Source organism: Alloprevotella rava (assembly GCF_014195585.1).
In the GTDB taxonomy this organism is placed as follows: Bacteria; Bacteroidota; Bacteroidia; order Bacteroidales; family Bacteroidaceae; genus Alloprevotella; species Alloprevotella rava.
Map to the genome: position 1 here is coordinate 1 of NZ_JACICA010000004.1, position 20,578 is coordinate 20,578.

Below are 20,578 nucleotides of genomic sequence, written 5' to 3' on the forward strand. Positions count from 1 at the left end.
GTCGTGTTTTCAGAGAATCCCACCAAGCCGGCCGTGTGGTAATTGTCCGTATTGGCCGGAGCGGTCACGGTGCCCGCGATGGTGAGGTTCTTGATGGTGGTGCCGTTCGTGCGGTGGAAGGGGGCTGTGCCCTGCCCGACGCCCACGACATGGACGGTGAGCGTATGGCCCTGTCCGTCGAATGTGCCGGCATATTTGTGTTCTTCAGTACCCACTATCGTAGAGTTATTGTCGAGGTTGATGTCGGCTTCGAGCTTGGCGTTGAGATTAGTCATGCCCTTGTCGTTGACGAGTTTGCAGAACAGCTTCCATTCGTTGGCGTCCTTGATGAGTACCGTGCCATTCTGGTCACGGCGCACCACAATGAAGGTATGCGAGAAAGAAGCGGGCTCATAGAAATCGTTCTCTTCCTGCCTGACAGTGATGGTCGCCTCACCTGACGTACCGCTGGGTTTAAGCATGCCGTTATCGCAGCTGAGAACACTGGAATTGCTACTGGTAATGCTGAACTGCGGATTGTCCCATCGGAATTCTTTGTCGCTTAGCGTGCTTGTCTGGAGTAGGCTGCGGAAGTCGTAGGGGGTGTAAAGCATGTCGGGCAGGTCTTTGGCGGTGAAGGTTACCTTGTCGCGAAGCACGTGAACCTTTGTGCTGCACTCCGCTCCGGAAAACCATTCATCTGGGGGGAAAGTGGCGGTGAGAACTACCGTTCCCGGGTGCTTGACATTTACTATCCCGCCATTGTTGACCGTCGCAACATACTCGTTGTCCACCTTGTACTTGGGCAGGCCTGTGTACCTGTTAGGGCGGGTGCATCCAGGCGCAATTCCCCAACCCACGGTGTACGTGCTATACTCCTCCTGTTGGTACTTCACATGAAGTTCATTAACGACCCCCACAATGATATCGCGCACCTTGAACTGGTCCCAATCGGAATTGTTGTGGGTGACGATATCGACGCTTTGTGCACTGGCATCGTTTTGGTAGACCACGATGTTGTTGTCATCGTCGTTGAGGTCCTGCTGGTTGCCTTCTTTTATTTTAGAATTCGAGATGGCATTCTTCTCGAAGTAATAGTTATAGCCCGATGTCACCCGGTTGATGCGCTTGATGCCATCTTTGTGGCTATACCGCTTTCCACCCTCTGTATCACGCAGGATAATCCAGCGGATTCTATAGCCGTCGATAGCCTTTACGGTGATGCGGGAACCCTTTGCCAACTCATAAATGGCACCGCTGCCCGTTCCACCGGTGGTATTGCAACGGCTGAACGTGATTTCCACCTTCCCCTTTCGGAGTGTTGTTACTGTCTGGTGCTTGCCTAATTCGCGTGAGCGGAAAACCTCATAGCGAGCGCAGCCAAAATTTGTTGCCCATGCCGGCGCCGCCAGCACGAGGACAAAGAGGAAGAGGCAGAGCCTCTGGATGATGTTTGTTATTTTCATATAAATTGAAATTAAATATTCTTTTGGTTATCGGGGAGCGCGTCGCTCGTTGGCGTGTCGCGTCCCCGATGAAAATTATTTTATAATTAGCTTGCGACCGCCTACGATGTAAATGCCTGCGGGTAGCTGCTGGCGTGTCGTGGCGTCGAGGTGGTCTGCCATACGTCGGCCATGGAGATCATATACTGGACCGTTCTTCATGTTTGCCGCGTTGTCCGCTACGCCGTTAATGCCTGTGGCTTCTCCATTAAGGACGATGTCGAGCTCCTTAGCACCTGCCGCCTTCGGACAAGTTATATAGGCCCGATAGATAGGAACCACGGCGGAGGGATACTCCGTCGTTACCTTGTGGAATATTCCGTCGTCCTGCAGGATGTAGGCGTTGGCGGCGGCAGCCGTGGCGTTGTCCACGCCGTCCATCGTGCCCGTGAGGTTGTAACCCTTCGGGGTGGTGGTCTTCAGGTGAGCGTCGTCGTAGGCTTTCACCTGCAGGTTCGTGCCGCCGAACTGTGGCTCTCCGTCGGCCACGAAGTAATACGGCCGGTAGGCTTCGAGCGTGCCGGTTACTTCCTCGAAGTAGGCCCTGTTGCCTTCGCCGCCCGAGATGGTGTAGCCCTTGAACCCTTGGATGGGCAGCTCGTAGGGCAGGCAGAGGGTGGCGGTGCGCATCTTGGTGAAGGGGCGCTCGTAGGTTGCCTTCGTGGCGAGGAAGTCGATGCCGATGGGCAACAGCTGTCCGTCGGTGAGCACGAAGTTTTCGCACGCCCAGCGACTGTTCGCCGCGTCGTAATACACGTAGTTCGGCACATTCTTGTCGGCCGCGCGGTAGAGGTCGGGTAGGTTGCCCAGTACCTGTGCCCAGTAGCTATCGTCAGTGCGGCTGTTCTGCAACTTATGTGTCATCACGCCGTTCTTTAGCTCTTTCTCTATGGCTTTTGTTCCCTGCTCTTCGCCGCAAGGGGTGAGGTAGTAGCTGTCCTCGCCGGCGTTGCTTGTGCCGGCGTAGAGGCAGTTGTTCAGCTCGCAGGTGCCGTCTTGCTGACCTACGAAGCCGCCCATTCCTTTCTTGCCGTTCTCCGTCGTGGCGTTGAGCGTTCCCTTGACGAGGCAGTCGGTGAAGGTAACCTTACCGTTATGTATCCATCTGACCATGCCCGATAAGGATTGCGGGGTATTATCGTTATAGATGAGCTCCACATCGCTGACGCAGCCGGAGAAGGTAACATTGCCCTCAATGACGCCTGCCAAACCGGCTATAGGGCCATACTCCGACATAATCTTTCCTTTGACGCGCAGGTTCTTGATGGTGGCGCCGTCGCCCAAAATCCTGAACGGATAGCCTTGGTCATATCCGTTCACAGTCCAGTCGACCGTGAGCGTATGTCCCTGTCCGTCGAACGTGCTGGTATAATGAGAGTAAGTACTACCTACTATCCAGACCTCCTTTCCGAGGTCAATATCAGCCGTCATCTTGGCGTCGAGAAGCTGTCCGCTTTCCACAAGGTCGCAGTACTCCTTCCAGTCTTCTTTCGACGCAATAGTAAACGTCTCATTGCCCGACCCACTTTGCGCCCTTGCCGGCGTGGCCAGTACGAGGGCAAAGAGGCAGAGGTAGAGCCTCTGAATGATGTTTGTTGTTTTCATTTTTTTAGATTATTGATGAAATAGTTGATTTAATAATTTTGAGTTTCCTTGTCTTAGAGAATAGTTATACTTTTATTACCTTTTCCCGGCGTGTGCCATTACCAGCTCGAAATTCAATCGGACTTTTGTGGTTTATTATTGACACAAATCACAGATTGCCTTGCGTATATTTTATACTTCTATAGCAAACTGTAGGGTAAAATTAGGAAAGACATTAAAGAAAATGTGTCAATTCTTTTATCTATCTGGTATATTTTGTACGTTTTTACCTCTAAAAACTCTAAAACACCTCTAAGATAGTCTAAAAGAAGTTTTGTGTTTAGAAAAACAAAAGTGTAATTTTGCAGTCATAATCTTATAAATAAAAATACACCTATTATGATTTTTCAAAATCTACAGGAACGAATAAAAGATTTTGTGAAGTCGAGGGCAGAGAATACTGTCGACCGTCATCAGATCATCGTTTATCTGCTTCACTCAATCATTGTTATCTTCGTGATTAGTCTACAGCTGATCGGATTGGGTGGATCACAAGAAGCAGTGCCTAAACTTATGGGGGTAGTCCATCTGACTGCTTGCCTCATGGCTCTATCGCTCTATTTCTTTCGGAAGATTTCTATTCCAGTGGCCTTTTCGCTTGTAACACTGGTTTCACAGGTCACCGTTGTAGGCCGTATCTTCTATTTTGTTCAGGCACGTCCCGAAAACTTTTTGCAGCTTATTTTTCTCAACCAAGTGGTTTCGCTATTGGCGATAGCTTTTCTTGTGATGAGCTTCGTGAAATACACCCCTTTCCTCATAGCTATTATTAGTCTGGCAACATATGGAGCCGTTGCTGCTTATCTGAATGAACCAGCTCTGTGGAATCTCTTTTCGTTTTTCTTTGCCGTGGAGTTCTTTCTCTGCATATTAGGCGAGCTACTGCGCCGTAATGTAGGGCATATTCAGATGGAGAACACCGAAATGCATCACCGTGAGACGGCTTTCCTGCACGCCGTGAAACTCAACGAGCGGGAAGTTGAGGCCTATCTGCGTATGAGCAGCAACGACCAACCTACGCCTGAAGACACCGACCGTCTGTTTAGTATGCTCAGACCAAAATCGCAGCGTAATCTTGTCAATGCCATTCGGCAGCATTTAAAGCACCATCTGATGGACAACACCAATCTGGCACAAATATTCCCCACACTCACAAAATCGGAGTTGGATGTGTGCAACCTTATTCTGCAAGGTAAGAAAATGAATGAAATAGGCCAGCTGCTTGACAAGACGGAGAAGAATGTTGGCGTGGTGCGCACCCATATCCGAAAAAAGCTGAACGTTCCTACGGACCAAGACCTTAGAAAATATCTTATGGAATTGCTGGTGAAGAGACGATATCAGGGGAAATAATTCTTTTTGTGTTTGTGAGTAATTGCTGTAAACCCCAATTCGGTTTAAGAAACGCTCTTTCATGAGTTTCTTAAACCGCACACTCATCCTTTCGGCCTTGATCTAAAACCGAAGTATAATTGTTTCACGCAAATATAGGTTAGAATAAAGTGAGCTGTTTTACACCTTGCTTTTCTTCCCTCTCAAACTCCATATTGATGGAAGGTTTGGTGTCGTAGAAAGCATACGCAGCAATGCCAGCTAAAAGGTTAACGATGAAATTAGAGATACTTCTATGGCGTGTGTGAACTATCTGTGCAACGTTCTTCAACATATCATTGATAGTCTCTATGATACTTCTCTTGCGAAGCATGATTTTATCATGCACATCCATTAATCTGTTCTTCATATTAGTTCGTATTCCTGTTACGATGTGTACACCTCTATCAAAGAGTGAAGCAAACAGTGATTGAGAGATATAACCTTTATCAGCATATAATTTTCCAAATAAATCCTTCGTTAAATCGTTGAATATTTTTGGATTACGGTCGTCTATATTGGCTCTGGTTAGAGCAAAATTGAGTAGTTCTCCTCGTTCATTACACAAAAGATGAAGTTTGAAGCCATAGTACCATCCCATAGTACTTTTTCCTTTTTGGGCGTACCCTTTGAATACGCTATTACGGGATTGTCTCTTATTTTCGCACACAGGAATACGTGTAGAATCGATAAAGGTTATTCCAGTACACTCTCCCATTAATCCCAGTTTGAGAAAGAGCAATAAGGGTATTGCAACACGAGGCATACGCTCAATAAAGCGTGTATATGAGAGTAGATTGGGAAACTCTTTTTTTAGTTCTCGGCAAACATAAAAGAGATAGAAATGTTTGAAATTCCGAAATGTATTGCTGTGGAACAAAATAAGAATTGTGATCATTTCAGCATCACTCATCCGCCCTTTTCTCTTGCGATGTTTTGGACTATCGGCAGAGGGATTTGAGAGAGAAAGAGAGGTTTTGTTTAATTCTGAATGATATTCTTTGCAAAAATCATCTGCAATACAATAGATTTCCGTAACTTTGCTGACAAGTTTCATGAGGATTGTTATTTTGTTATATGATTGATTTTCAACAGTAAATATACAAAAAACAATCCTCTTTTTAGGCTTTTATTGAAACTTTTTTGAGGAAAAAGAAGAACTGCTTATCCCGAATTGGGGTTGTAAATAAAAGCCGTAGTTTTTAGCTTCGAGAATGGCGTGAAATGATCTCTGCTGTAGGAGTGTGCGCAGAAAACATAATAGAAGAAGCAAGCAGAATAAAGGTGTTGAGAAATACAATAAGGATGCTGGCGTACTTCCTTATTGTGTCAACTGATAGCCTTATTGTGTGAGCTGACACAATAAGGATAAGGACGGAGAGATGGGAGACGAATGTGCATAAAATTGTGCCGTTTTTCGTTAGTTTTGGCGAAAAACACGAAAAAAAGAGGGGAGCAGAAGGTGGAAAAAGGAAAACGAAAGGGATTTTTGATGAAAAAATGGCTATAACAGCTTTTTTGATTTCTATTTCAAAATAAGCCGTTGTAAAGATAAGCGAGAGAAAAAATGAGAACTTTGGTTGCTTAGAACCGCCAACGAAGCTGAAGGCTAACATCGTTTTTTGAGGCAGAAGAAATGAGTTGTTCGCCTGTTCCTATAGCGGATTTGTTGAAATAGTGAAGCAAACTATATTTCACGCCTATGTCCCAGTTTTTTGTAAGTTGCCACTGGCCGAGGAGGACTGTGCGCAGACCGTGATAATAGCACGCGCCGAAACCACCTGCATGGCGCAGATAGGGTTCGTAAACATAGCACGCACTGGCATAATCGTCGGTGAAAAAGACTGCTGCCAATGCGGCTAACTTCAAAGTGGAGGTGGGGCGAAAGCCTGTGCGCAGCGAGAGCATCCAGCCCAGAGTGTTACCAGTGGTCTGTTTACCCGCCAGCGCAATATCAATGGCGGGATGGAGTTCCCAGCGGTCGTTCCGTAGGTTCAGTTGTGCGCGTAGTCGGTGGGTTGTGGCGTATTGCAACAGTCCTGCATATTTGGGAATGTTCTGCTGCTTTGTTTTAGTGCGGTAGCGTAGCAAGAGTTGGCCGCCGTTTTTCAGTTGCCAGAGCACTTGCGCCATAGCATCGAAGCCTTGCGACGCCCCCGTAGCGCGGAATGTGGACGTAGGGAAGCGGAAGAAATCAACATAACCTCGGAGTTCCAAACGGCGAAATCCATTGTATTTTCCGCCCAAGAGGAGACCGTGTTCATTTGCCACGCGAGAACCTTCTTGCAGTGCATCGCCGTGGGGCGACACGAAGCGCGGAGCAAAAGCGCGGTGCTGCAATGTGAGTTGGCAACTGCTGGAGGGAGAATAGACAAGCGTATTGGTTGTGGCAAGATGCAGGCGGCGGTCGGCAGCAGCTTCACCGCTCAGCGTGATGCGATGGGAGTGGAGATAGTAGTTTACAGATAATCCGGCAGCATCTTTTCCCCGCATGAAATACTGCGTATAAGCGCGGTGTTCGGGAAGGAGAAAGTGGTCGTAGTGGGTATAGAATCCGCTGAGGCCTATGCGCCATCGTGGGCGGAGATAGAGCAGTTGCCCGCCAGCAGTGAGATTGTCCACATTGCGCCGTCGCGACAATTCGCGCGCAGTACGATGATAACCATCGTAAAGGAAAGAGCGCACCGTGTCGCCTTCCTGTCTGCTGTCTAACTGCCGATAAGAGAGGAAAGCTGTGAGCAGCCAATTACCGTTTCGGATGCCGCCTGCCACGCCGCGAAAGAAACGTGCTTCGCTCATGCTGGAGTGGTTGTGTAAGACCATGGCCGTTCGGCGCGGCGCATCGAGGAGGGTTGCTTTGCTCCCATAGGTGGCACAGCCGAAGAGCAAGCCTTGTCCAATGGTCACGGTGTAGTCGCCTGCCAAGAGTTCGTAGCGATTGTTGGGTGAGAGGTAGTGAGCATAGGCCGAAAGGGCATCGTAGGGATAATTGCGATAACGCCCAATAGGTTCGCCTGCATCCTTCTCCAGCGTGATGCCGTACTGCACTCGGCGCTGCCAATCGTAGCGATAGCGCAAGTTGTTGTAGAGTCCGCTGCCGAGATATGCGCCGTTCTGCTCACCTCGTCGCCGATAGAGCGGTATGTCGAGACGTGTTTCCAGTTCGTGCCGACCGCTAAACAAGCGCACTTTGAGCGGGGCTACCTGCTGCGGAAGTGGCAAAGCTTGGAGGAAAAGGCTCAGATAGCACCGATCGGTGTAGCTGAGGCCAGTGATGAACTGCAGTTCCCCCAGTGTGAGAAATTGGTGGTGGCGTTCACGATAGGCCAGTATGGAATCGGCCTGTGCTTCCTGAAGAAACGGTAAGCGCAAGAGGTCGTCCCGACTGACGGTGTTGAGATTCATCGGGTGGAGATAGAGCTGCTCAAGCTCTTCTTGCAGCTCCTCGCTACTTTGCTCGTCGAAATATGTATCGGCAAAGTCGGTCCAACTGATATAGCGTTCTTGGGCAAATAGAGTTATGGGAAAAAGAAGAAAAAGGACAAGGGCGGCGTGTTTCATAGGATAGGAAGATTCGGGAGAAAAAGCAAAAGTCCTACTCGCAAGAGTGGGACTTTTGTGTAGAATTTAGAAGCAATCAGAATACTTCGGGCGGCAGTTGCTCGTCAGTATCAGATGGGTGGTTTTGTTCCCAATCGATAAAGAGCAAGATGAGGTTGTGCAGCCCGAAAGCTTTCATGTCGTTGTGGTAGATAACGTCGATACAGAGGTCGAGTAAGTCCTTGGTGTTTTTCTCGTTTTGAGCAATGAGTGCACGCACAGTCATTCGCAGTTTGGTGAGAACATCTTCGGTGACATAACCGTGAGAGTCGACGAGATCACGAAAGAGATGATATTTCTGAATAGTTTTGAGGTTATCGTCACTAATGTCGAGATGGCGTGAGCCTTTTTCGTTGAGTTGGATAGTGTACATAGTGTTTGTTCTATGGTTCGTTTTTCTGTTTGTGTATGTTTCTGTGCAAAGATAGAAAAATAAATTAGGGTAAAAACTTTTTTTTATTTTTTGTGTCGAAGTATGAAAAATCCCGAACAAGAGTATTGTTCGGGACGAAAAATGTGGTGCGGGAAGAGGCGTGATAAGGAAATACTTTGACACGTGCCCGCTGTGTGTGAAAACTTATTTTCTGAGGAGGAAAGTGAGCAAGGCGTTCATGGCTTTGCTGCGGAGATGCGCGCCCTTGATAGAGGTGAAGGGAAACCCCATTGTGATGGCTGCACGCCGCCGTCCCTTGTAGGCGACTCCAGCCGATTGTTTATCCGCATAGGAGAAGGCACAGAAGGCATCGGAAGAGGCGGGGATGAGGACGTCACTATTTTGTAGGGCATAGTGTTCGGCGTTCCAATCGCGATAAATAGGGATTTGAAGATTGAGTCCGTTGATGCTGTCACCGCCATAAGTTTCGCAACCAGCAAACGATACTCTGAGAACGTCTTTCAGGAAGTTGCGTTCATCGCTCTGCTGCATGTCGCGCCCTATGTAGGCTCCGCTCACGAGCAGGTTACCTCCGTGGTGTGCGTAAGCCGACATTTTTCTCTGCATAGCCTCATCAAAAGTTTTGTAGTGGCTGAGATTGTAAGGGACATCACGTTGTAATCCTGCGATATAATCAATGAGGTCGTATTTATTCCAGTCCGTTTGGTAAGCCGCTTCGCGAGAAACTGAGGAGAAACTGTACTTGTGTGCGGCAGCAATGGCTTGGCCGTGCTGCATGGGGTAGTCGAAGGTGTTTCCTGCTAAGGTCTTTCCTTGCAGTTCTGCACTTGAGTTGTAGCCCGCTTCAGGGTGAGTGAAATCCGTTTGACGGCCACAGAAAGCCGTGGTATAGAGATAGGGAACGCCAATATCCTCTCGAAGATCAAAGCCGAGAGAATCGTTGCGCTCTACCCACGCCGGACCACTTACGCGGTCGAAACCATTGACGATAAGGAGATGGGCCGTGGCTTCTGTTGCCTTGTAGACACTCAGAATCTCCGACGGCATACTCTGTCCGCCTGCATTGACGGCTGTGACCTTGAAATTGTATTGTCGACCAGGGCTGACGGGGAGCGTAAGGGACGTTTTGCCCTGAGTGAGTCGTCCGTTGTCGAACGCTCCGTCACCAACCGACGTGTAGACGATATAATCCGTCGGAACAGCAGAAGGTTCGAGTTTGTCCGTAGTAGGCTGCCAAGAGAGTTGTACAGTGTTGTCTTTCTCGGAGAGCAGGGCGGAAAATTGATGAATGGGGAGCGGCTGAACAATGCAGTCTTTGATGCCGTGTTCGTAATTGACAAAGCGGAGCAAGGATTTATAGATGCTGCGCGACAATTGGAACTTAAACGATGGGTCATGGCCAAATTTCATGTCGGAGAAGTTCTGGTGCGACATGATTTCTAAGATGGCCGATGGGATTTCGGGCATCCGCGTTTCGGCATAATTACGATCCCACACTTCACGCTGCGTCCATGTGGTGTCATAATAGGCCGAGAGATCGTTCGTCAGCGTGGATACAAGAATGTTAGCCAGATCCTGTGAAGCATAGCGCGAGAGTCCACTGTTATAATACGTGTCGCCATTGCTGGGAAGCGTGGTGGTGCAGATACCCAAAGTGCCGAAGATACTGCGGTCTTTGCGCACACCGGCATCACTATGGATGGCAAGAGCCAGTTCGAGCGGAACGAGTTTCTGACTCTGCTGAGAGGGAACATGCAGACTGTCGCGGCGCGCAGAATAAGTGGGGTTGGGATTATAGATGCTACCCGCACTCAGCCAATTGGTGAAGTTGCCGCGCACGCGCAGGTCGTCGTTGTAGTCGTTAGCTCCATTTTCGGTGTTGTATAACGAGTCGGGTAGACCCGCCCATTGTGCTTGATAGCGCGCAGCTTCAAGGAAACGGGGTAGACCACTTGTGCCCGCATTGCCACGTTCGTTTTGTGAGAATCCGCCGCCAAAGCGTACGCCGTCGGCAGTGACCACGCCAGAATAGTTGCTCTGATTGCTGAGAACTACGCGGCTCTGCCAGTTTTCTCCTTCGTCGAAATCGAAAGTTCCGAGGTAGACCCATGTAGAGCCTCCCATTTTTTGATTAACCTTGAATTGCGTGCGTTGCCCTTTATGATAAACGGTGTAGTGAGCATCGGGAACGCTGTTGGGCTGACTGGAATAGGATACATATACGGCATAGCGGCCAGCGTGAGGGATGCGCGGCGTCCAGGTTACAGAGGCAGTGCCGAACTTCTTAGTGGTGGCGGCAATTGTGCGGGCCGTGCCGAGGGAGAAAGGTTGGATACTATCGACGAGAAGGCCCGTGGGGGTAGAAAAACCTGTGGCGATGGTGGCCCAATGGTCTGTACCAGAAGATGTCTCGGAGTAGTCGCCCATGAGGTGTGGGCGGTCGTTGTCCACGATGGCTTCGCTCTGCTGTATGTCGCGCTCACGCGGACAATAGATAATGGCCCCAGCATTTTCGAGCATGGGGAAGAGGTAGGGATATACAAACGATTGAGTGAACATATCCTCCGTGGTGCAGTAGAGGTAAGGCCGCTGCCATTGCCAACTGCCGTCGCGGAAATAGCGCCCATGGCTCGGCCAAATCATTAAGTGACGGTTAGCCAGACCTTTGGTGGGAATGTAGGGAACTGAGGTGTTTTGCACCCAAGGATTACTATTATAGTTCTTTTCTCCCCAAAGGCGGTTGGCATCTGCCTTGGCTGTGCGGTAGATATTAGGGATTAAGTCCTCAATCTGTTGCGAGTTGCGCCCAAAGACCACTACGCGATACGTGTTATAGGGTTGCGGAAAAAGGCGCGGCAGTTCGCGGTAGATACGATTGACGCTCTGTGGGGTAAAGGGTTGCGAATAAAACGGTTCGTTGGCAAATATGCAGACAAGCCGTTGTTGCTCATCGACGCGAAAACTATCTGCACGCATAGATTGGGCCGGGTGGTAGCCTTCTACGCGATAGTTGTTGAAATAGTTTTGAATAACATCGGAAAGCAGCGTGTCCTCGGTCTGTGCAAAGGCAGGCAGACTGAGGACAGCAAGGGTTATAAGTGTAAAGATTCTTTTCACTGAATGTCTTCTACTTGAAAATTCTCGGGATGACGACCTTTGAAGCCACTATAGTAGTCCATGATTTCTTTCATATCCTTTTCTACGTTTTCCTCCTTAGGGAAAATCTCTCGCGTGCAAACGATGCGGCGTTGCTCAAAGTCGATGGCGTAGAGTTGGATAGGAATATTGGCTTTTAGGGCTATAAAATAAAAACCACGTTTCCATATCTCCACGCGTGAGCGAGTACCTTCGGGAGTGACAGCCAAATGGAAATACTCGCTCTGACGGGCCTTTTCGGCTACAGCGTCCGTGAGGCTGGTGTGCTTCTTTCTTTCCACAGGGATACCTCCAATGTAGCGAAGAAAAGAGCCGAGGGGCCAAAAGAACCAACTATTCTTCATAAGAAAGCCTGCCTTTTTGCCTTTGGCAGTATAATAGAGTTCTCCGAGAAAAAAGTCCCAGTTACTGGTGTGCGGAGCTACGCAGATAATACATTTATTGCGGTTGGGTACACTTACTTGCTCCTTCCATCCAAGGCGTTTGAAAAGGAGATAATGACAAAGTTTTTGAAACATTTTATAATAGCAGAGTAAAGAAGAAAGTCCGACTGATTCTGCCAGTCCGACTCCTCTAAAAACGGTAAAGATGAAACAGTAAGTGGTGAGTGACAAACTTTCAGCGGAGTAAGGTTGCTGTTTGTCACTCGCCACTCAATGGCGGCTCTGTGGCCGCAACTTATCATTTTGTCCTATTAGGACTTAAGCTTTAATGATTTCGTCGGAGAGTTTGTTGGCTTGCTGCGTGAATTCAGCGCGCAGCTTTTTGAAGAAGACTTTTTCCTGGCCTTTTTCAACGTGGCTCAGGCGAGCTACATAGTCTTGGTATGTAACCATGACCATTGCCATGAGTTCTTTCAGCTTCTCATCATTTTCTGGCTGGCACATGCTCAATGCTACACAGTCAGCGAAGAGGTCTCCACAGATGTTTTTTATTGCTTTCTTCAGTTTTCTTTTGCTTGACATAATGCTTCTGTTTATTGTTTGTGGATAATTTCCATCCCTTTCAAGATGGCTTGTTCGTTCATGGGGAGTAAGTCCCAGTGTCTTTCGGGGAGCGATTTTTTTAGAGCTTTCATAACACTCTCGATACTGACAATGGGGTGGAGTTTGAGGAAACCTCCGAGCACCATCATATTGAAGGTTTTCATGAGCTTCATCTCTGCCGCGGTGTTCATGGCATCGAGACAGAAGTTATTGATATCCTCGCGTTTAGGTTTCTCAATGATGCCAAAGCTATCGTAGATGATAGTTCCTCCTACCTTCACTTTTGGCTGGAACTTGTCCAGAGAGGGTTGATTGAGCAAGATGGCGGTGTCGTACTGGCTCAGAATGGGCGACGATATTTTTTCGTCCGAAATGATAACGGTGACGTTGGCCGTTCCGCCTCGTTGCTCTGGACCGTAGGCAGGCATCCATGTGACTTCTTTTCCCTCCATCAGTCCGGCATACGCAAGGATCTTACCCATTGAGAGCACACCCTGACCACCGAAACCTGCTATGATGATTTCTTCTTTCATAAGAATTTCGTTTTAGTGTTTAGCTTCGCTGTCTTTCAAGTCGCCAATGTTGTAGTAGTCGAACATGTGTTCTTCCATCCACTTATTAGCCTTGACGGGACTCATCTTCCAACCGGAGTTACAAGTAGACACTACCTCGATGAGATTAGAGCCTTTGCCGTTCATAGAGTTTTCAAACGCATGGCGAATGGCTTTCTTGCATTTGCGGATAGCTGCCACGCTCTGAACGCTTTGACGTGTCACATAGGCTGTACCCTCCAACTGAGCTGCCATCTCAGTGATTTTCAGCGGATAGCCATGAAGTTCGGGATCGCGGCCAAAGGGACACGTTGCGGTCTTCATGCCCATGAGCGTTGTCGGGGCCATTTGTCCGCCCGTCATACCGTAGATGGCGTTGTTAATAAAGATGATGGTGATATTCTCCCCGCGGTTGAGTGCGTGGACTGTTTCGGCCAATCCGATACAGCCCAAATCGCCATCGCCTTGGTAGGTGAATACGAGGTGGTCAGGCCAGAGGCGTTTGCAGGCCGTGGCCAGTGCGGGAGCGCGACCGTGGGCTGCTTCCTCCCAGTCGATGTCCAAATAACGATAAGCAAAGACAGCGCAGCCTACTGGGCTTACGCCGATGGTTTTATCTTCCATGCCCATCTCGGCAATGACTTCGGCTACCAATTTGTGGACAACACCGTGTGAACAACCTGGACAATAGTGCATTTGCACATCGTTCATCAATTCAGGCTTTTGGTAGACCAGATTACCAGGTTGAATTATTTCTTCTCGTGTCATAGATAATTTGCTGATTTATAGCGGACGAGTGTTCGCTTATTCTTTATTGCTACGTGCATGACGTTGCAGCCCGTGGGGACGGCGGAGCATTGTGGTCATGCGTAGAGTGGCTTCCACCATTTTGATAAGGACGGCAACAACGCCTAATCCTATGCTGAGGAGGCGGATATGCTCATTCTCAGCGTACCATGTGTAGGCCATTCCTATCATGGCGATGAGCGCCAACAAGATAAACACGCTATTCATAATATTGCGAATGAAGAGCAGTTTCCGTTCTTTTTGTTGCTGCTGTTCGTCTTCTTTGCGGCAACCATTGCGCACTTCTTCGAGGAAACGTTGTTCGTCTAAATTCATAGGTGGGTTTTATTTAGCAACTTTTCTGAGTTTCTCCATGGCCTGAACGATTTCGTCAGGATCGGGGACAATACCTCCGAGGCGCCCAAAGTGCTGCACTGGGATACTATATTCCACCGCGGCTTGCACATCAAAGACCATCATGCCGGCATTGATTTCAACCACCAGCATTCCTTTGACTTTTTCGCTGAGTCGCTTGAGCTCTTTGCTGGGGAAAGGCCAGAGTGTGATGGGGCGGAAGAGGCCCACTTTGAGTCCTTGCTCGCGCATATTGTCCATTGCCTTTTGCGAAATGCGAGATGCTGAACCGAAGGCCACTATGATATAGTCTGCATCCTCGCAGTATTGCTCTTCGAAGCGCACTTCTTTTTCTTCACATTCAGCATATTTCTTTTGCAGATGGAGATTGCGTTTCTCCATGGCCGCAGATTCGAGTTCCAGAGAGGTTATAACGTTAGGACCGCGCTTTTTCAATCCGTGACCATTGGCAGCCCAAGGACATTCTTCGTAGATCTGCTCATTGGTGCGGCGCGGTTTGAGTGGCGGGAGAATTACCTTTTCCATCATCTGTCCGATGACACCATCGCTCAAAATCATCGCTGGGTTGCGGTAGCGGAAAGCCAGTTCAAAGCCTAAGTCCACAAAATCTGCCATTTCCTGAACGGAGTTCGGGGCAAGGACAATAACGTGGTAGTCGCCATTACCACCGCCACGCGTAGCTTGGTTGTAGTCGCTCTGCGAGGGTTGTATGGTGCCTAATCCAGGGCCACCGCGCTGAACATTGACGATGAGGCCCGGAACTTCTGCTCCCGCCATATAGGCGATGCCTTCTTGCATAAGGGCCACACCAGGGCTGGACGAGGACGTCATAACACGTTTGCCCGAACCACCACCGCCATAGAGCATATTGATGGATGCTACCTCACTTTCGGCTTGTAGCACTACCATGCCTGTGGTTTCCCACGGCTTGAGGAGAGCGAGGGTTTCGAGCACTTCAGACTGCGGCGTGATGGGATAACCAAAATAACCATCGCATCCGCAACGGATGGCAGCGTGAGCAATCGCTTCGTTGCCTTTCATTAATAAGATTTCTTTTTCTTCTGCCATGGTTATTCCTCTTTTTTTCGATAAACGGTGATACACCCATCGGGGCATACCATAGCGCAGCTGGTACATCCTGTGCAAGCATCGAGATCCACTTGCTTGCAGAAGGCATACCCTTTGTGATTTACTTCGCCCGTGGCGAGCGCAAGCGAATGTGTAGGGCACGCTACCACGCAAAGGCTGCAACCTTTGCAACGGTTTTCGTCCACTACGACGGCGCCTTTCATTTTACCCATAATTGTTATGTATTAAGGAGCTGGAGGGGGAGAGGTGTTGCTCTTCTTCCTCTGGCTTTTTGTCGTTATTGATTATACATATCTTTGTTGTAGAAATCCATAATGCCATTGAGCATTTCCTCGGCTTGAGCCGCAGCGGCATTGCCGTTGGCTTGGTGCGACTGGCGGAAACAGCTGATGGCCAGTCCCCATTCGCTGCGCTTCATATAGGCTTGCCCTTTCAGATACAGCACCTGTGCATCAGCGGGAGAGGCCAACAAGGCTTCGTCTGCGAGTTGCAGGGCTTTATCGATCTGTCCTTCTTCAATTTTCTGTGCTATTGCACTGTAATCTATCGGCATTTTGCGGATTGTTATGTTCTACACTAAAAGCAAAGTTAAGGCTATTTTCTTTTCCTGCCAATTTATAGAGGATTTTTTCACGTTCTATTATGCAGAATTTTTTTTAGATTCTCTCTTTGCTGCTCCCGCCGTTTGCTCTTGCTTCCTATTTATAAGAAAGGAGTTTGCTAATATCTGTTGTCTGTCGCTTTAATAGCTTACCGCCACTGTTTGCTACTGCTATGTTTTCCATAAAAGGAGGTCTCTTAGCTCATACTTATAATATAGGAGTGAATGATAAGCTTGTGGCTTTTAATAACTAGTGATTTGTAAAATATTTTCGTATTCTACGGCTCCGAGAATCGCATGAAAATCAACTTAAATGCCTTTGATTGAAAAGAACGCCAATTTGAGTGGGCACTAAAATAGGGTTTTTTGTAATTTCTCAAGGAGAAAATAAAATTTCTATAGGCGGAATTAAAGTTCCTATAAGGGAAATTTCAAATACTGTGCGGAACTATTCGAAGAAAGGGCATTAGAGAGAGGATAAGAGGTAAGTAAATGGAAATGAGGGTGATTTGCGCCATATCTCGGTGGTTTGCATTGAGGGATAAAGTGCAGAAGATGTGGATTTATGCAGAAGTTCCGTTACCAAATCGTTAGTCCATTCATCGAATGGTAACGAAGAGGTAGGAGAAGGTAACCGACAGAAGAGTGTTCGGTAACTCACCTTTCTGTCATTATGGTGCTTATGCTTTGTACTACAATGTTTTGCGTAGCTGAAAACGCTTTGGTAACGGGTAACTTTGCCCATAAAAAAGAAGCGTATGCAAACAGACAAATTCAAGGTGTTGCTCTACCTCAAAAAGAGCGGATTGGACAAGTCGAGGCAAGCTCCGATAATGGGACGTATAACCTACGGGCGAACCATCGCCCAATTGAGTTGTAAACTCTCGTGCGACCCGAAGTTGTGGAATGCTCGTGAGAGCAGACTGAACGGCAAGAGCCGTGAAGCGGTGGCAACGAATGGTAAGTTGGAACGCTTGCTCCTCTCGGTGCAGTCGGCTTATCGACTCCTTTGCGAGCGAGGTGCGGTGTTTACGGCAACAGACATCAAGGAGCAGTTTCAAGGCAGTATGCAAAGCCAGACCACCTTCTTGGAGCGATACGACCGAATGGTCGAAGAGATGGAGCAAAAGGTGGGCATCGAAATAAAGGCTACGACTATGAGAGGTTACTATACTGTCCGTAAGCATCTGCAAGTCTTTTTTGGAGAGAAGTACCACACGGCTGACATCCCTTTCGGACAGATAGAAGAAGATTTCTTGGAATGCTTGCAACACTACTCGGTCGGAAAGTTGGGACTTTCGCAAGCCTATTATCGTAAGATGGCATTGATGGTAAAGAAAGTCTGCCGTTTGGCGTATCGTGAAGGATTAACAGAGCGACAACTATTTGCGCACGTGGAGATAGAGCGAGGAGAGAACAAACAACCTCGGGCTTTGGATAGGGCTTCATTGGATAAGTTGCTGGGCTTGACCTTTGAGTCGTATGAAGTGGAGTTGGAGACCGCTCGCAATCTCTTTCTCTTCTCCTGTTATACGGGTGTTGCCTATTGTGATATGATTGCCATGAATCGGGAACACCTCTTTACGGATGATGAGGGGGCTTTGTGGCTGAAGTTCCGTAGACAAAAGACCAATACTCTTTGTCGTGTGAAGCTCCTATCCGAAGCGGTGCGTTTGATAGAGCGGTATCAATCGGAGGAACGTAGCACGCTCTTTGCTCCCATTGCTTACTCTGCTTACCTTATTCAGCTCAAAGCCCTACAACTTCGGGCAGGTATCTCCATCCCCCTTTCGGCACACGTTGGTCGCCACACCTTTGCGACGTTGATTACTTTGGAACGAGGTGTTCCCATCGAAACGGTGAGCCGAATGTTGGGGCATAGCAATATCCAAACGACCGAACGATACGCCCACGTTACCCCAAAGAAACTCTTCGATGAGTTCGAGCGATTTCTCTCTTTCACCGAGGATTTACAACTCTCTTTGTGACATTCAAAAATATGCCCTCAAAAGCACCTAAGCTTTTCCGAGAAAGCAATAAAGCTTTTGCCCAAAAGTTTAGAAGCCTTGGAGCAAAAAGTAATTACCATTTACATAGCACATGAAAAGATTATGCGCAGTACATTCAAAATCTTATTTTATATCAATAAGAACAAGACTAAAGCAGACGGTACAACGACAATCCTTTGTCGCATCACCATTGACGGGGCGAACGTAGTAATAACCACAGGCGAAAGCACAAATCCTCACGATTGGAGCGTGAAGCGAGGGGAGACAACGGACAAGAAGACCAACCAACGCTTGCAAACCTTTCGGGAGGAAATCGAACAAGGGTACAATACCTTGCTCTACAAATATGGAGCAGTGAGTGCCGAACTTCTGAAGAACCATCTGCAAGGCATCGGAAGAACTCCAACGACACTTCTTGCCCTTAGTGCGGAGGCACTCAATGCCCAACGAGAAAGCAAGAGTGAGGGAATGTATAGTAACAATCTATGTTCCGACAGACAGCTTAATGCCTTTGTACGAAGTCGTGGAGAGGAGGATGTTCCCCTAACGGCTCTTGCGATAGATTTCTTTGATGATTATCGTTTCCATTTGAAGAAGGAGGGCTATGCCCCTGCAACGATAAACGGGCATTTGTGTTGGTTGAGTCGGCTGATGTATCGAGCCGTCAGCCAGGGGACAATCCGCCTCAATCCGTTTGAGGAGGTGAAGTATGAAGCCGTGGAGTGCAAGCCTCGTTTCCTGAGCAAAGGCGATGTGGCAAAGCTCTTGGCATTCCCGTTGCAGGAGGAAGGGGCGGAACTAAGCCGAAGGATGTTTCTTTTCTCTGTCTTTACGGGTTTGGCATTTGCCGACTTGCAGAGCCTCCGAGCTTCGCAAATCGAAACGAATAGCGAAGGGAGGCGATATATCCGCAAGGCAAGACAGAAAACAGAAGTGGAGAGTTTGATACCCCTGCATCCGATAGCGGAGCAGATACTCTCCCTTTACACAAAAGAAAAAAGCAAGAGGGATTATAAGAACGACAACGAGAGCAATTGCAAGACACTCCCCGACACGAAGATATTCCCCGACACGATAAGCAAAGGCAAACTATTCACTTACCTTAAATCCGTAGGTTTGGCGTGTGGCATTCGAACTCCGCTAACTTGGCATGTCGGCCGCCATAGCTTCGGTACGCTGACTTTGGAGGCAGGTATTCCGATGGAGAGCATTGCCAAGATGATGGGGCATTCATCCATTGCCAGCACACAAATTTACGCTCAAATCACAGACCAAAAGATTGCAAACGATATGGAGAGGTTGATAAAACAAGGTTAGGTTTATATGGTAGTGTTTAATGAGGCGTATTTTCGCATCCCTATTATTGGGTATTTTTCATTCGTTTGCGCGGAAAAACACACAAAAAGTTTTGCAGTCGATATTTTTTTTCTACCTTGCCCAGCGAGAGAAAGCAAAAGAGTGCTTTCTACAATTTATTTTTCACAAACAAAAAAACAGAGAAGACTATGAAAAAGTTTTTCGCATCGTTAGCCGTAGCATTAGCTGCTATGTGCTTTGCCCCGACAGCAGGTGCAACTGAGATGGTATCACTTCCCCAGGAAGTAGCAGTTGAAAACGTTGTAACAGAGGCTCAAACTCAGTTGCAACAAGAGGTTGAGGTTTGGATCATCATCTATGATGATGGTACAGTAGTTATTATTATTATCGAAAAGAACTAAGTCTGTTTTTTGACTATAGGCTTTTGGATAACTTGTCCTATAATATAATCAAAGCGGGAGGCAATACTCTCGCTTTGGTTGGTAAAAAGTTGTGTTATGGCCAGATTATTTTTTGCAATATTTTTAATGATGAGCGCTTTGCCAAGTTTCTCGCAGTCTAAAGCTGTGACGGTTTCTTATTCTTTTGAAATGAAGATTCCTGAAAAAATAAAACAAATCGAGAATGAACAAATTCGAAAACTTGCAATACAAAAAATGCAAGAAAAAAGTCAGGAATACACGATGTATTTCCATGATGGACTTTATGGATTCTCTGCTCTTTCGGAGGCTTTTCAAGGAAAAAACTTTATTGTCGGAGGAGAACGAAGTGTTTTTTTAGACATGAAGAAGCGAGAACGTGTGTCCCAAGAGGGTATTATGGATAAAAAATTCATCGTAAAAGAACCCTTTGCAACTTTAACGTGGACGATTGGTAAGGAGACAAAGGTTATTTTAGGTAAAACTTGTTTGAAAGCTATTACTCATATTGATAAGATGCCTATTACTGCATGGTTTTGTGAAGAGATTCCTATACAAATAGGCCCGGCTGGGTACTGTGGTTTACCAGGTTTAATCATGGAGATAGAAAGCGGTAGTTTTGTTTACTCGGCACGGAAAGTTGAGTACACAGCTTCAATTTTAAAGATTACACCGCCTTCAAAAGGGGAAGTTTTGAGTCGGGAAGAGTTCATAAAACTGAGAGAGAAAAAAATGAAAGAAATAGGAGTGGATCCCAAACATCAGCCGGGAGGTATTCAAATCATAAAAATGTAAA

The 20,578-nt window shown here is 47.6% G+C and carries 19 protein-coding genes and 1 pseudogene; 6 read left to right on the forward strand and 14 right to left on the reverse strand.

Features of this window, described 5'->3' with window-relative positions; genetic code table 11:
* A pseudogene (locus tag FHS60_RS04765) lies at nucleotides 1–1,445 on the reverse strand (hypothetical protein); the annotation flags it as partial.
* A gap of 75 nt (nucleotides 1,446–1,520) precedes the next feature.
* A complete protein-coding gene (locus FHS60_RS04770) occupies nucleotides 1,521–3,089 on the reverse strand; it encodes a hypothetical protein (protein WP_244957436.1) in 1,569 nt (522 codons plus the stop codon).
* 378 nt (nucleotides 3,090–3,467) lie between these two features.
* Here FHS60_RS04770 and FHS60_RS04775 point away from each other — a divergent pair, with 378 nt between their 5' ends.
* Nucleotides 3,468–4,481: a helix-turn-helix transcriptional regulator gene (locus FHS60_RS04775; RefSeq protein WP_183695759.1), complete on the forward strand. Its 1,014-nt coding sequence runs from the start codon at nucleotides 3,468–3,470 to the stop codon at nucleotides 4,479–4,481.
* A gap of 139 nt (nucleotides 4,482–4,620) precedes the next feature.
* On the opposite strand, the gene FHS60_RS04780 is transcribed toward FHS60_RS04775, so the two are convergent.
* The gene (locus FHS60_RS04780) at nucleotides 4,621–5,556 is read right to left on the reverse strand and encodes an IS982 family transposase (protein WP_183695762.1); all 936 of its coding nucleotides are present in this window, start codon (nucleotides 5,554–5,556) and stop codon (nucleotides 4,621–4,623) included.
* Between the two features lie 338 nt (nucleotides 5,557–5,894).
* Between FHS60_RS04780 and FHS60_RS04785 the strand changes: the two genes are divergently transcribed.
* Entirely contained in the window at nucleotides 5,895–6,038 is a 144-nt protein-coding gene (locus FHS60_RS04785) for a hypothetical protein (protein WP_183695765.1), read from the forward strand.
* Between the two features lie 45 nt (nucleotides 6,039–6,083).
* On the opposite strand, the gene FHS60_RS04790 is transcribed toward FHS60_RS04785, so the two are convergent.
* The 11 genes from FHS60_RS04790 to FHS60_RS04840 all read right to left on the reverse strand — a co-directional run bounded on the left by FHS60_RS04790 (nucleotide 6,084) and on the right by FHS60_RS04840 (nucleotide 15,989).
* A complete protein-coding gene (locus FHS60_RS04790; protein WP_183695768.1) occupies nucleotides 6,084–8,060 on the reverse strand; it encodes a ComEA family DNA-binding protein in 1,977 nt (658 codons plus the stop codon).
* Nucleotides 8,061–8,136: 76 nt separating this feature from the next.
* Nucleotides 8,137–8,472, reverse strand: coding sequence for a hypothetical protein (locus tag FHS60_RS04795; RefSeq protein WP_183695771.1), 336 nt, complete (start codon nucleotides 8,470–8,472; stop codon nucleotides 8,137–8,139).
* 204 nt (nucleotides 8,473–8,676) lie between these two features.
* Complete coding sequence (locus FHS60_RS04800; protein WP_183695775.1) at nucleotides 8,677–11,610, reverse strand: golvesin C-terminal-like domain-containing protein; 2,934 nt, start codon at nucleotides 11,608–11,610, stop codon at nucleotides 8,677–8,679.
* Complete coding sequence (locus FHS60_RS04805) at nucleotides 11,607–12,167, reverse strand: 1-acyl-sn-glycerol-3-phosphate acyltransferase (RefSeq protein WP_183695778.1); 561 nt, start codon at nucleotides 12,165–12,167, stop codon at nucleotides 11,607–11,609. Before FHS60_RS04805 ends, FHS60_RS04800 begins: the two co-directional genes overlap by 4 nt.
* 183 nt (nucleotides 12,168–12,350) lie before the next feature.
* Entirely contained in the window at nucleotides 12,351–12,614 is a 264-nt protein-coding gene (locus tag FHS60_RS04810) for a hypothetical protein (RefSeq protein ID WP_183695781.1), read from the reverse strand.
* Nucleotides 12,615–12,625: 11 nt separating this feature from the next.
* A complete protein-coding gene (locus tag FHS60_RS04815) occupies nucleotides 12,626–13,168 on the reverse strand; it encodes a 2-oxoacid:acceptor oxidoreductase family protein (protein ID WP_183695784.1) in 543 nt (180 codons plus the stop codon).
* 12 nt (nucleotides 13,169–13,180) lie between these two features.
* On the reverse strand, nucleotides 13,181–13,954 hold the full coding sequence (locus FHS60_RS04820; protein WP_183695787.1) for a thiamine pyrophosphate-dependent enzyme: 774 nt from the start codon (nucleotides 13,952–13,954) through the stop codon (nucleotides 13,181–13,183).
* Between the two features lie 36 nt (nucleotides 13,955–13,990).
* The gene (locus FHS60_RS04825; RefSeq protein ID WP_183695790.1) at nucleotides 13,991–14,308 is read right to left on the reverse strand and encodes a hypothetical protein; all 318 of its coding nucleotides are present in this window, start codon (nucleotides 14,306–14,308) and stop codon (nucleotides 13,991–13,993) included.
* A gap of 9 nt (nucleotides 14,309–14,317) precedes the next feature.
* Entirely contained in the window at nucleotides 14,318–15,415 is a 1,098-nt protein-coding gene (locus tag FHS60_RS04830) for a 3-methyl-2-oxobutanoate dehydrogenase subunit VorB (protein WP_183695793.1), read from the reverse strand.
* A 2-nt stretch (nucleotides 15,416–15,417) separates the two neighbouring features.
* Nucleotides 15,418–15,648, reverse strand: coding sequence for a 4Fe-4S binding protein (locus FHS60_RS04835; RefSeq protein WP_040598444.1), 231 nt, complete (start codon nucleotides 15,646–15,648; stop codon nucleotides 15,418–15,420).
* Between the two features lie 65 nt (nucleotides 15,649–15,713).
* Complete coding sequence (locus tag FHS60_RS04840; protein WP_183695796.1) at nucleotides 15,714–15,989, reverse strand: hypothetical protein; 276 nt, start codon at nucleotides 15,987–15,989, stop codon at nucleotides 15,714–15,716.
* Between the two features lie 806 nt (nucleotides 15,990–16,795).
* On the opposite strand from FHS60_RS04840, the gene FHS60_RS04845 reads away from it, so the two are divergent.
* The 4 genes from FHS60_RS04845 to FHS60_RS04860 all read left to right on the forward strand — a co-directional run bounded on the left by FHS60_RS04845 (nucleotide 16,796) and on the right by FHS60_RS04860 (nucleotide 20,577).
* Nucleotides 16,796–18,025 (forward strand): site-specific integrase, encoded by a 1,230-nt coding sequence (locus FHS60_RS04845; RefSeq protein WP_183695799.1) that lies wholly within the window; start codon nucleotides 16,796–16,798, stop codon nucleotides 18,023–18,025.
* A gap of 123 nt (nucleotides 18,026–18,148) precedes the next feature.
* A complete protein-coding gene (locus FHS60_RS04850) occupies nucleotides 18,149–19,363 on the forward strand; it encodes a site-specific integrase (protein ID WP_183695802.1) in 1,215 nt (404 codons plus the stop codon).
* A gap of 188 nt (nucleotides 19,364–19,551) precedes the next feature.
* Nucleotides 19,552–19,764 carry a hypothetical protein gene (locus FHS60_RS04855; RefSeq protein WP_004585094.1) on the forward strand — a complete coding sequence of 71 codons (213 nt, stop codon included), beginning with the start codon at nucleotides 19,552–19,554 and terminating at the stop codon, nucleotides 19,762–19,764.
* Between the two features lie 96 nt (nucleotides 19,765–19,860).
* Nucleotides 19,861–20,577, forward strand: coding sequence for a GLPGLI family protein (locus FHS60_RS04860; protein WP_004585095.1), 717 nt, complete (start codon nucleotides 19,861–19,863; stop codon nucleotides 20,575–20,577).
* The last annotated feature ends 1 nt before the right edge of the window (nucleotide 20,578 follow it).